This is a genomic window from Marinagarivorans sp. (genome assembly GCF_982758155.1).
Genome location: NZ_CEXWTU010000164.1, coordinates 1 through 11,545 on the forward strand (window position 1 = coordinate 1; position 11,545 = coordinate 11,545).

The 11,545-nt window shown below is 47.5% G+C and carries 12 protein-coding genes; 8 read left to right on the forward strand and 4 right to left on the reverse strand.

What is annotated here, in order from left to right; translation table 11 throughout:
- Positions 1-308: 308 nt before the first annotated feature.
- From AC3A8L_RS15295 to AC3A8L_RS15305, 3 genes are read left to right on the forward strand one after another with little or no spacing between them, the layout of a single operon-like run.
- Positions 309-1,625, forward strand: coding sequence for an MATE family efflux transporter (locus tag AC3A8L_RS15295; protein WP_487963138.1), 1,317 nt, complete (start codon positions 309-311; stop codon positions 1,623-1,625).
- Positions 1,626-1,664: 39 nt separating this feature from the next.
- Positions 1,665-2,210 (forward strand): DUF2058 domain-containing protein, encoded by a 546-nt coding sequence (locus AC3A8L_RS15300; protein ID WP_487963139.1) that lies wholly within the window; start codon positions 1,665-1,667, stop codon positions 2,208-2,210.
- Positions 2,211-2,241: 31 nt separating this feature from the next.
- A complete protein-coding gene (locus tag AC3A8L_RS15305; protein WP_487963140.1) occupies positions 2,242-2,406 on the forward strand; it encodes a hypothetical protein in 165 nt (54 codons plus the stop codon).
- A gap of 30 nt (positions 2,407-2,436) precedes the next feature.
- Here AC3A8L_RS15305 and AC3A8L_RS15310 read toward each other — a convergent pair whose 3' ends face one another.
- The 3 genes from AC3A8L_RS15310 to tpx all read right to left on the reverse strand — a co-directional run bounded on the left by AC3A8L_RS15310 (position 2,437) and on the right by tpx (position 4,542).
- A complete protein-coding gene (locus AC3A8L_RS15310) occupies positions 2,437-2,934 on the reverse strand; it encodes a TIGR00645 family protein (RefSeq protein ID WP_487963141.1) in 498 nt (165 codons plus the stop codon).
- 56 nt (positions 2,935-2,990) lie between these two features.
- Entirely contained in the window at positions 2,991-3,902 is a 912-nt protein-coding gene (locus tag AC3A8L_RS15315) for a lysophospholipid acyltransferase family protein (RefSeq protein WP_487963142.1), read from the reverse strand.
- A gap of 145 nt (positions 3,903-4,047) precedes the next feature.
- Positions 4,048-4,542: a thiol peroxidase gene (gene tpx / locus AC3A8L_RS15320; protein WP_487963143.1), complete on the reverse strand. Its 495-nt coding sequence runs from the start codon at positions 4,540-4,542 to the stop codon at positions 4,048-4,050.
- Between the two features lie 143 nt (positions 4,543-4,685).
- Between tpx and AC3A8L_RS15325 the strand changes: the two genes are divergently transcribed.
- Positions 4,686-5,375, forward strand: coding sequence for a metal-dependent hydrolase (locus AC3A8L_RS15325; protein WP_487963144.1), 690 nt, complete (start codon positions 4,686-4,688; stop codon positions 5,373-5,375).
- Positions 5,376-5,377: 2 nt separating this feature from the next.
- Here AC3A8L_RS15325 and AC3A8L_RS15330 read toward each other — a convergent pair whose 3' ends face one another.
- Entirely contained in the window at positions 5,378-6,472 is a 1,095-nt protein-coding gene (locus AC3A8L_RS15330) for an SMP-30/gluconolactonase/LRE family protein (protein WP_487963145.1), read from the reverse strand.
- Between the two features lie 395 nt (positions 6,473-6,867).
- Here AC3A8L_RS15330 and AC3A8L_RS15335 point away from each other — a divergent pair, with 395 nt between their 5' ends.
- The 4 genes from AC3A8L_RS15335 to AC3A8L_RS15350 all read left to right on the forward strand — a co-directional run.
- Entirely contained in the window at positions 6,868-7,632 is a 765-nt protein-coding gene (locus AC3A8L_RS15335; RefSeq protein ID WP_487963146.1) for a fatty acid desaturase family protein, read from the forward strand.
- Between the two features lie 243 nt (positions 7,633-7,875).
- Complete coding sequence (gene glyQ, locus AC3A8L_RS15340; protein WP_487963147.1) at positions 7,876-8,841, forward strand: glycine--tRNA ligase subunit alpha; 966 nt, start codon at positions 7,876-7,878, stop codon at positions 8,839-8,841.
- Positions 8,841-10,919 (forward strand): glycine--tRNA ligase subunit beta, encoded by a 2,079-nt coding sequence (gene glyS / locus AC3A8L_RS15345; RefSeq protein WP_487963148.1) that lies wholly within the window; start codon positions 8,841-8,843, stop codon positions 10,917-10,919. The genes glyQ and glyS overlap by 1 nt, the downstream gene beginning before the upstream one ends.
- An 82-nt stretch (positions 10,920-11,001) precedes the next feature.
- Positions 11,002-11,545: lysophospholipid acyltransferase family protein (locus tag AC3A8L_RS15350; RefSeq protein ID WP_487963149.1), on the forward strand; the 544-nt coding region annotated here is incomplete at its 3' end.

Here is an 11,545-nt window from a genome sequence, read left to right on the forward strand (position 1 = left end):
GCGTTACCCTACTGACCTATGTCCTATAGGCCTCGGCATGCGCCTCTTCAAGCGCCTTGCTGAGAAAACAGGATCCTTCGTCTAATTGGACAAACTACTATTGCCTCGCCCCTGAATGCAAAAAATCAGGCGCGAAGTGTAACAAATGTTCAGCGAATAACGGCATACCGAAGAACATAAGGCCTTATCGCCCCAGTCAGCATCGCGATGTAACAGTTTTTCTCAATTTTGATTCGGAACCTCTGCCATACTTCATTGCCAGACTCGGGCATCATATTTTTAAATGCACGGCAAAGGACCCACCATTAATGCAAGCCACATTCACACAAGGTTCAATATTCAAACATGTTAGCGTAATGACGTTTACATCAACGGCCGGTCTATTGTCGTTGTTTTTAGTCGACCTCGTTGATATGTATTGGCTGAGCTTACTGGGCGAAATCGAGTTGGCCGCTGCTATTGGTTATGCGGGTTCTGTTCTCTTTTTTACCATGTCGCTATGCATTGGGCTTTCTATTGGTTGCGGTGCACTCGTTTCGCAATCCATTGGCGGCGGGAATGTTCAGCATACCAAGCAATTAGTGGCGCATATTTTTACCGGTATTCTGGCAATCACCCTACTGGTTGCGCTGCTCGTATTCTTTACTGTGCCCTGGCTACTACTTTGGCTGGGCGCCACAGACAGGGCTCACGAATTAGCAATGGCGTATCTCACCGTCATTATCCCCAGCATGCCGCTAATGGGAATTGCCATGGCCTGCAGTGGCGTGATTCGCGCATTGGGGCATGCCAAAGAGGCCATGTACCTCACGTTATTGGGAGGCCTTGTTAATGCTGTACTCGATCCCCTGTTTATTTTCGCGCTAGATATGGGCATTGAAGGTGCAGCAACAGCCACGGTTTGCGCGCGCTTTGCCATGGTCAGTTATGGTTTACAACGCGTATTCGTTGCTTACGGGTTGCTCGATACTCCGCACTGGAAAGGCTTTATTGGCGACATTAAGCACTATTCACAAACCGCACTGCCTGCGGTACTCACTAACCTTTCCACCCCCTTAGGCGTTGCTTACATCACAGCGGTTATGGCGCAGTTTGGCGATAGTGCCGTTGCTGGCAATGCCATTATCAGCAAGCTTCAACCACTCGCTTTTGCTGGTTTATTTGCATTGTCTGGTGCAATAGGCCCCATTGCAGGCCAAAACCTAGGCGCAAAGCTTTTTGGGCGCATCATGGAAACCCTTAAAGCTAGCCTAGGGTTTATCGTGGGTTACTGCGTTATTGCCTGCTTGATGCTCTTCTTACTGACCGAGTTTATTATTCAAGCTTTTAATGCTGAAGGCGAAGCTGCGATGCTAATACGCCTATTCTGCTACGGTTTGAGCCTTACCAGCTTGTTTAACGGCATGACTTTTATGAGTAATGCCTTATTCAATAACCTCCGTATTGCGCCCTGGGCCACTGGCTTTAATTTCGCGAAAGCCACAGTATTTACGATGCCTTTTGCCTCCATTGGTGCACAATGGGGGGGGCCGGCAGGGGTTTATTGGGGTGTATTAGTCGGTGCCGCTATTATCGGAATTGCGGGAGTAGGTGTAGCCTATTGGAAGATTAAACGTCTAAAATAGCCACCTCTATATAAAGTACAAGTCATACGGGGTTTCACCATGCCATCCTTACAAGACCAACTATTGAATGCAGGGCTAATTGATAACAAAAAAGCCAAGCAAGTTAAAAAGGAAAAACGGAAGAAAGCCAACGTCGATCGTCGTAGCAAAGATGAACAGGTAGACGAAACAAAGGCGGCGGTAGAGGCGGTTAAAGCAGAAAAGGTCGCCCGCGATCGCGAGCTTAATCGCCAACGCGAAGATCAAGCCCAGCAAAAGGCCATTGCAGCACAAATAAAACAGCTGATCCAAAACCACAGCAAGCCTAAGCTTGAAGGCAAAGGCGAAGTTGAATATAACTTCACCGATAGCGGTAAGATCAAAAAAATGATGGTGTCGTCTACCGTACAACGCCAAATTATTAATGGCGTTTTGACGATAGTAAACTTAGAAAATAGCTATCATTTGATCCCTGCAGTGGTTGCAGAGAAAATTGCACAACGAGATGATTCTTGTATTGTTGTAAGTAACGTGGCAGCCGAAGAGACAGCGGACGATGATGATCCGTACAAAGATTATGTGATTCCTGACGATATCATGTGGTAATCGGATAAAATTTTAACGATCTATTGATACCGTGAAACCCTCTCGCCAAAAACGCATTGCACTCGCTTTACTGTTGATTACAGCTTTAGCGAGTGCCGCTATTCTCTATACAACCCCCAATACTAAAGTCGATATTTGCTTTAAGCGTGGCGGTGTACTGAACCCAACAACCGAAATCTGCAGTTTTAATCGATAAAAACCTACTTATACTCGTTTTGTATGATTGTTACTTTGGCTCTTGCTTGGCAATTTTATCGAGATACCCCATCAAAAAGGCCGAGCCAACAAACGTCATGTGAATAATGACATACCATTTAAGTTGCTCTGGTTCATAGGCCTCTGCGCCCATAAAGATTTTTAACAGGTGAATGGATGAAATGGCCACAATACTGGCGGCAATTTTAGCCTTCAATGATGATGAATCCATTTTACCCAGCCAGCCCAATTTTTCTTCATCATCGTTAATATCGATTCGGCTCACAAAGTTTTCATAGCCACTCATCATAACCATAATCAATAAACCGCCAACCATCGCTATATCAATTAACGACAATATCACAAGAATAAGATCAACTTCCTTGATGGTTAAAACATGCATCATCAGGTGAATAACTTCTTGGAAGAACTTAATACCCAAGGCTAATACAGCCAGACTTAAACCAAAATAAATAGGCGCTAACAACCAACGCGAACGATAGAGCAACGTTTCAAAAAATTTTTCCATGGGTTATCTCAAACATCTTAAAGGTGGGGTAAATACATCAGAAATAATACCGGTTACTATGACTTCTGATAAGGATCAGGCTGTTCGTGCAAACGCTTTTTAAAGCGTTTGTATTCCCACTGATATTGGGTCGGTACGGCCCGAACACAACGTTCAATACCAGCACTTAAGGCATTAACGGCTAATTGCTCGTCATCACTGTGTATATCGCCAGGCGGCTCTTCCACAACGACTTCAAAACCATTAGGGACTCGCTTCGCATAGGCAAACAAAGGCTTGCAACCGCTTTTCTTAATCAGCTTATTCACTAATGTCATCGTAAAAGCGTGGTGTGCCATAAATGGAGCAAATCGACCAGAAGCATCATCCTTAGGGGTTTGGTCCGGTAAAATGCCCGACATCCCACCTTCCTTCAATACTTTTAGGATCGTCATTAGCCCTTTACGGTCCGTCGCGACTAAGCGCGCGTTACAGCGGGTGCGTACATCTAACAGCACCTCGTTCATGCCTATCGCACTGGGCTTTTGGTACATATTGGTCACAACACCTTGGGTCGCTAAATAATAATTGAGTGCTTCCCAATTACCAATATGCGGCGCCAATATAAGTACACCTTGGCCACGGGCTTGCGCCTCTTTAATTAAGTGCTCGCCAGCTGGCGGGATCATACGTTGCTCAACCCAAGCTTGCTTGCGCGTCCAAATTACAGCGGTTTCCAGCGCTAGGCGCCCTGTTTCTAGGACGCTGGCACGAACAAGTTGCTTTTGCTCTGCGGCGGATAATTCTGGCATACAGTAAGCAATATTCTGTGCCGTCGCCACGGCCATACGGCTGCCTGTTAATAACGAGAACCTCCCCGTCAAAGCCCCTATTCCTCGTGCCCACGACAACGGTAAACGTCCCACCGTAGCAATAACGCCTTTAACGAGTCGAGTGACTATTTTTTCGGATAACGATAAAGAAGACATAACAAAGGCACTGATGGCGAAAGGTGCATTCTGCCAAAAAAAACGTGGCGAGGTAATGAATATATCAATATAGAAGGGACACTATAGCGAGAAAGGCAGGTCACGCCCTGACTTTAACCGTCATGGGCGCGACGATATTTATACCTTAAAGAACCGCTTTCGCTGCTGCGTAATCGGGTTCGTTGGCAATTTCAGGCACTAGCTCTGTGTGTAATACTTTGCCATCGGTATCCAATACAACAATCGCGCGTGCTGTTAAGCCGGCTAACTTGCTGTCTAACAACTTCACACCAAAGTCTTCGGCAAAAGTAGAACGAAAAGCCGACGCCGAAACCACATTATTCAACCCTTCAGCACCACAAAAGCGCGCCATGGCAAACGGTAAATCTTGTGATACACAAACAACCGCGGTGTTATCTAACTGGCTGGCGTCTTCGTTAAAAGTACGAACAGATTGTGCGCAAGTTGGAGTATCTACACTGGGGAATACATTCAGAATAACGCGCTTTCCGGCCAAACTTGCGGTGGTTAAATCACTCAAATCCACATTGCTTAAAGTAAATGCGGGTGCGGTAGAACCTACTGCAGGTAAATCGGCATTGGTGTTTACGGGTGTACCTTTAAGTGCTGTCGTCGCCATAAAATCCTCTCTATTAATTGGGTGTATTTAACAAACTGGAACGGCGCGAAGTATCGCAGCTTTTGCTGTAACAAAACACCGGTGTAAAATGGGGGTATTCGTGGCCACCATAAGGCCGCTATCCATAGATTACCGAGATAGCCATGGCTAATTTCAACACCCACCTACAGTTTTCGACCATTGGTAGTGGTTTATTAAGCACGCTCTTTTTAAGCAGCCAGCACGTTACGCCTTCTGAAGCGGTACTTTGTTGGGTGGCGGGTTCAATCGGCGGTATTTTGCCGGACATCGATTCCGACAACTCTCATAGCCTTTCTATTTTGTTTGGTTTATTTAGCGCGATGGCTTGTATAGCCACGACTATTTTTGGTATCTATCATTGGCCATTATTATGGGTTTGGGCCGGTTGCGCTGTTGCCTTTGCCACTATGCATTTTGTGGTGCGTGCTATTTTTGAAAGTTTTACAGTACACCGTGGCGTTTTTCACTCGTTGCTGGCGGGCGTTTTTTTCGCATTTTTAGTAACAGCTCTTGCCGCACAGCTCGGGCTGCGGCCTACAGGATGCTGGTTTGTAGGCGCCTTCACTGGTTTTGGTTACTTTTTACATTTGTTATTGGATGAAATTTACGCTGTCGACTTCATGAATACCCGTATCAAACGATCATTTGGTACAGCGCTTAAGCTTTTTGATTACAATAATTGGAAAAGCGCAGCGTTTGTTGGCTGCGCCACCGTTATAACAGCATTTTTTCTACCTGCGTCCACGCGCTTTTCCAGTATTGTTTTTAATGTCGAGACCTACACCTTATTTGCTCAAAAACTGATGGGCTAACATTAACAATAATGGGCACCTTGTGTACCAACAACAACACTGTAAAGCGATTGGCTTGCCGTCATAAATAGCTGGTTTCTGTGTTTGCCGCCAAAACAAATATTGGAACAAATTTCAGGCAATACAATTTGGCCAATGCGATCACCATCAGGCGCAAAGATATGCACGCCATCATAACCCTCGCCTGCCCAACCAGCCCCGGCCCAAACATTACCATCAACATCACAGCGAATACCGTCAACAATACCCTTTTGCTTACCTTTGGCGGTTAGCGTATATCGACGACCATTTTTTAATGTCGCGCCATCCACATCCCACACTTTAATTTCACCGGCGGCCTTCGAATAATGCGAAACGCCCGAATCGGCGATATACAGCTTTTTATAATCTGGCGAAAAACATAAGCCGTTGGGCTTATACACTTCATCTGTCAACTTACTAACTACGCCCGTTTTATCATCAATGCGATACACCGCTTCTTTTTGATAAGGTTGGGGAGAACCGTTATTGGCATTAGTGCCCTCATAGACACCCAAGCTTCCGTAACCTGGATCAGTAAACCAAATACTGCCATCAAGCGGGTTCACGACAACATCATTGGGGGCATTTAACGTTTTACCGTCGAATTCAGCCGCCAAAACCGTTACACCACCATTTACTTCATAGCGAACAACCCGTCGCTCTAAATGTTCGCAAACCACTTGGCGGCCTTGTAGATCGAAGGTGTTGCCATTGCTAAAATTTGAAGGCGCGCGAAAATTACGCGATACATGATTATTTTCGGTGGTTAAGCGCAACTGTTCATTGTTAGCAATATCGCTCCAAACCAGATAACGCCCCACAGCATTCCAAGCAGGCCCCTCAGCCCAACGCATACCGGTGTGTAAACGCTCAATCGCGGCATTGCCAATACGGTAGGTAAAGCGTTTATCTAGCGCGACAATGTCTGAGTCTGGGTAGCGAATGGGCGATGCACCAGGCTGATAACGATCGCCATTGGCCATGCTGCACGCAGCCCCTAAAGTTGCCACGCTACCCACGGCCGCCTGTTGTAAAAACTGCCGGCGAGAAGGCGCCAAGTGAGGTGTCTTTGTCATAAATTTATTAGCCTAGTCAATAAGGAATCCGTCGCCAGCTACCATACCAAAGCACCTTTCATTCCGGTAGTTTGTTGATGTCGCTCAAAGCATACGGTACCGAATGAAGATACCCCTCATTCTCTCATTCCATTTTAAAGTATGTTTATCAGGGGTATAGCGCAGACTTAAGCACATTTTTTATAGGTGGCCAATACAGATTAACGATTTTACTAGCGTTACTGACCAGTTCAGGGATAATCCCTTCCTTTTAAAATATATCCGCTTTACCCCTTTGCGTTCAATAAGCCACTGGCATTGACGCCCGAGTTAGCTATTCTCAAGTTTACACACTTGATAATGCCATCATTAACTGCGCATGCAGACTTAACCACGCCTTTAAGTAATTTCTTTTTATGATTAGATATAAGCAAGACATACCCGCCATTCTTTTGGTTTTAGCACTTTTTACCGCCCAACTTGTATTGTTCTTTTGGGTGGAAAATCTCTACATCATTCTCGCCTGCGCGTTACTGATGGTCGTTGCCCAAGGCTCTGCCACGGCGGTTAATCACAATCATCAACACCTGCCTATCTTTAAAGCTGGCTGGTGCAACCGCTTATTTGAGCTGCCTTTATTCTTTAATACGGGCTGTGGCCCTTGGGCCTGGGTGCTTCACCATACGCTGGGTCACCATATGAAATATTTGGATGGCCATGAAGACACATGCTCATGGAAGCGCAAAGACGGCACCACCATGGGCGGCACGGAATACACGGTTATCAATACCCTTAAGATTTACCCTGAAATATTTCGCGTCGGTAAGCAACACCCTAAAATTCTCAAGAAATTTAAGTTTTGGCTGGTGATATGTACTGCAATTTTAGCCGGGCTCATTGTGCTCGCACCGCTTAAGGCACTGATTATCTTTGTAATTCCAATGATCATTCAATTGTTCTTATTAGTATACGCCACCGTAGATCACCATCGTGGGCTAGACACCCAAAACCCCTACGAAGCCACACGTAACGATGCCACCAAACTCAACAACTGGTACGCCTGGAACTTAGGCTTCCATACAGCACATCACGTTAAGTGCGGATTACATTGGTCGAAGTTACCTGCCTTTCATGAAGAGATTCGGCAGAAAATACCCAGCGAGTTGGTGCGGGCGGTTTAAAACTGGCTAGCCTTAGTTTCTACGGTCGCGAGGTTGACTCACGACTCCCTCAAGCAGTTAGTCTGTTTGAGGCAAAAAAACCGCCTTCTGGGCGGTTTTTTCATTTCTAACGTTATATTTCATTACGCACTAAATACTGGTAATTACCGCCCTGTGTATGGATTAACGCCCCAGCAAGCAATCCCGTCACAATATCGCTATAATCACCGCCTTTTGTTTTTACCTCATTAGCTAGGTGACTTTGTGACTCTTTCGACTACCGCGGCCAACCCCGCAGCGACTTTTCAAGGCTTGATTTTGGCCCTTCAAACTTACTGGGCTGAACAAGGCTGCACTTTAATGCAACCTTTAGATATGGAAGTGGGTGCGGGTACTTTTCACCCCGCCACGTTCTTGCGTGCAATTGGGCCAGAAACCTGGAACACCGCCTACGTGCAACCCTGCCGCCGCCCTACCGATGGCCGCTATGGCGAAAACCCAAACCGTTTGCAGCATTACTACCAATTTCAGGTCATCCTCAAGCCTTCGCCCAGTAATATTCAAGAGTTGTACTTAGGTAGCTTGCAGAAGCTAGGCATCGATACCAACGTACACGATATTCGCTTTGTAGAAGATAACTGGGAGTCGCCCACTTTAGGTGCCTGGGGTTTGGGCTGGGAAGTGTGGTTGAACGGTATGGAAGTCACGCAGTTTACCTACTTCCAACAAGTGGGCGGCATTGAATGCTACCCCGTAAGCGGCGAGATCACCTACGGCCTAGAACGCTTAGCCATGTACTTGCAGAACGTCGATTCCATCTACGATTTGGTTTGGACCATCGGCCCCGATGGCACGCCCGTAACCTACGGCGATGTATTCCATCAAAACGAAGTTGAAATGAGCGATTACAACTTCAACCACGCCAATGTCGATTACTTATTTGCGACCTTTGATGAGTGCGAAACCCAGTCGACAAAGTTGATTGAAGCCGGCTTACCCCTGCCCGCTTACGAGATGGTAATGAAAGCCTCCCACGCGTTTAACTTGCTCGATGCCCGCCAAGCCATCTCGGTTACCGAACGCCAGCGTTATATTTTACGTGTAAGAACGTTAGCCCGCGAGGTAGCGAATGCTTACTTACATACTCGAGCCAAACTCGGCTTCCCAATGGCGCCAGCGCACCTACGCGAAGAAGTACTCAAAAAATTAGCCGCAGAGGATAAAGCCTAATGAGCCACGCATTTTTAGTTGAATTAGGTACCGAAGAGCTGCCACCCGTTGCCCTTAAAAGCCTAAGCAAAGCGTTTACCCAGAGTATTTTAGCCGGCCTTAAAGCCGCAAAAATTACGCTAGACGGCCATACACCCTTTGCCGCACCGCGCCGTTTAGCCTTGTTGATTGAAGGGCTTCCAGCCACTACCCCCTTGGAAGAGATTACTGCTTGGGGGCCGCCGACACGCGTGGCCTTTAAAGATGGCACGCCCACCAAAGCCGCAGAAGCCTTTGCTAAAAAGAACGGCTTGGATGTGAACAACCTGCCAACCGGTATGGATGGTAAAGAAGAAAAACTGATGCATACCAGCCAAAGTGGCGGCGAGCCAACAGCCGAACTTATGCCAGCCTTGGTTGAAAAAGCCCTTGCCGGCTTGCCCATTAGCAAACGCATGCGCTGGGGTGCTAGCCGCACCGAATTCGTTCGCCCAGTCCATTGGCTTGCCATGCTGTGGGACGATGCCGTTATCCCCGCCACTATTTTAGATTTAAACGCTGGCAATACCAGCCGTGGCCATCGCTTTCACGCCAACCGTGAGTTAACACTTACTCACGCCACAAGCTACGCGGCCTTGATGCGCGAAGGCTATGTAATGGCCAGTTTTGAAGAACGCAAAGCGTTAATCAGCGAGCAAGTTAAAGCCGAAGGCGAAAAGCTAGGTGGCGTGGCTGTAATCAGTGACGAACTATTAGACGAAGTCACCGCGCTTAACGAATGGCCAGTTGCTTTAGCCGGTAGCTTCGATACCGAATTTTTAAAGGTACCCGCAGAAGCGCTGATCTCTTCGATGGCAGAGCATCAAAAGTACTTTCACGTGGTTGATGGCAACGGCAAATTAATGCCCAATTTTATCACCGTCGCCAATATCGAAAGTAAAGACCCAGCACAAGTGATAGCCGGTAACGAAAAAGTGATTCGCCCGCGCTTGGCCGATGCGGCCTTCTTCTTTGAAACCGATAAGAAAACCCCTTTGGCAGAGCGACGGGAAAAGCTGCGCACCGTCACCTTCCAAGGTAAGCTCGGTAGTGTATTTGATAAAACCGAGCGCATAGCCGGCCTTGCAAGCTTTATGGCTGAGCAACTGGGCTTTGATGCCGCGCTTGCCAAGCGCGCTGGTGAATTGAGCAAAGCCGATTTAGTCAGCAGCATGGTGTACGAATTTACCGACCTGCAAGGCATTGCCGGCGAGTATTACGCCAATAACGATGGCGAGCCCGCCGAAGTGGCCAAAGCCATGAGCGAGCAATACCTGCCTAAGTTCGCCGGTGATAGCTTGCCAACAACCCACTCTGGCGCCTTAATCGCACTGGCCGATCGCCTTGATACCATTGCCGGTATTTTCGGCTTAGGCCAAACCCCATCCGGCAGTAAAGACCCATTCGGCCTGCGCCGCGCCAGTATTTCGGTATTGCGTATTTTGGTCGAAAAAGGCTATGCCCTCGACCTTAAAGCCCTGCTCGAAAAAGCCACAAGCCAATACAACGCAGCAATCGATGGCGGCTTACCCAAAGGTGAGGCCACCGCAGGTTTAGCCTTAGACTATATGCTAGACCGCTTTAAAGCTTGGTACGGCGAAGCCAGTATTCCGGCAGAAGTTTTCCAAGCCGTAAGTGCTAAAGGGCTAACTACCCCATTGGATATCGACAACCGCGTTAAAGCTGTAGATGCTTTTCGCCAATTGCCCGAAGCCCCGGCATTAGCCGAAGCGAATAAGCGTGTAGCCAATATTCTGGCCAAAAACGGTGCGCCATCGAACGGTGTAGATGCTCAGCTGTTGGAACTTGCGCCCGAGAAAACACTTGCAGCTGAAGTTGCCAAGCTCGCCGAGGAAGTCGCGCCGCTATTTGCTAAAGCCGATTACACCACCGCGCTAAAAACGCTCGCTCGCCTGCAAAAACCTGTGGATGCGTTTTTTACCGATGTGATGGTAATGACCGAAGACATGGCCGTGCGCAATAATCGTTTAGCCCTACTGCAGCAACTAGGCAACCTGTTTGGCGAAGTTGCCGACATTTCATCACTTGTAGTGAAATAAACAACAGCGTTGCTTTTGGCAAAACATAAGGGGTCCTTGTGTTTTGCCTTATTTATCACCACAGCACCATCAAGGGTTTTTCATGCTAGCGTTAATCCGCACTTCTATTTTTGTGGCTATTTGCACAGTACTTACAGTGCTGTACGGTACCGCTTCACTACTACTGGGAGGGTTATCACAGGTAACACGCCACCGCATTATTATCAGCTGGTGTCGCTTAGTGGTTGCCTTAGCACGCGGGATTTGCGGCGTAAAATACCAAATAATTGGGCGTGAACATTTACAAGGGCTAGACGGCCCAGCGGTTGTACTTTCTAAGCATCAAAGCACCTGGGAAACTCTCTACCTTCAAATTTTATTTTTCCCAGCGTCTACCATTCTTAAGAAACAGCTTTTAGATATTCCCTTTTTTGGCTGGGGTTTACGGGGTTTACGGCCCATAGCTATTGACCGCGAAAACCCGCGCGACGCACTGCGGCAAGTAAAAGCCGGGGGCATTCAGGGAATTGAGGATGGGCTGAATATTATCTTATTCCCCGAAGGTACCCGCATGGAAGCTGGCGAGCGCGGAAAATACGCCCGCAGCGGCGCCGAAATTGCCATTAACAGCGGTGCGAAGATTATCC

What these genes read in the sequence shown, in the direction of transcription:
- AC3A8L_RS15295 (WP_487963138.1), top strand. Translation starts at nt 309, where the DNA reads ATGCAAGCCACATTCACACAAGGTTCAATATTCAAACATGTTAGCGTA.
- AC3A8L_RS15300 (WP_487963139.1), top strand. Translation starts at nt 1,665, where the DNA reads ATGCCATCCTTACAAGACCAACTATTGAATGCAGGGCTAATTGATAAC.
- AC3A8L_RS15310 (WP_487963141.1), bottom strand. Translation starts at nt 2,934, where the DNA reads ATGGAAAAATTTTTTGAAACGTTGCTCTATCGTTCGCGTTGGTTGTTA.
- AC3A8L_RS15315 (WP_487963142.1), bottom strand. Translation starts at nt 3,902, where the DNA reads ATGTCTTCTTTATCGTTATCCGAAAAAATAGTCACTCGACTCGTTAAA.
- tpx (WP_487963143.1), bottom strand. Translation starts at nt 4,542, where the DNA reads ATGGCGACGACAGCACTTAAAGGTACACCCGTAAACACCAATGCCGAT.
- AC3A8L_RS15325 (WP_487963144.1), top strand. Translation starts at nt 4,686, where the DNA reads ATGGCTAATTTCAACACCCACCTACAGTTTTCGACCATTGGTAGTGGT.
- AC3A8L_RS15330 (WP_487963145.1), bottom strand. Translation starts at nt 6,472, where the DNA reads ATGACAAAGACACCTCACTTGGCGCCTTCTCGCCGGCAGTTTTTACAA.
- AC3A8L_RS15335 (WP_487963146.1), top strand. Translation starts at nt 6,868, where the DNA reads ATGATTAGATATAAGCAAGACATACCCGCCATTCTTTTGGTTTTAGCA.
- glyS (WP_487963148.1), top strand. Translation starts at nt 8,841, where the DNA reads ATGAGCCACGCATTTTTAGTTGAATTAGGTACCGAAGAGCTGCCACCC.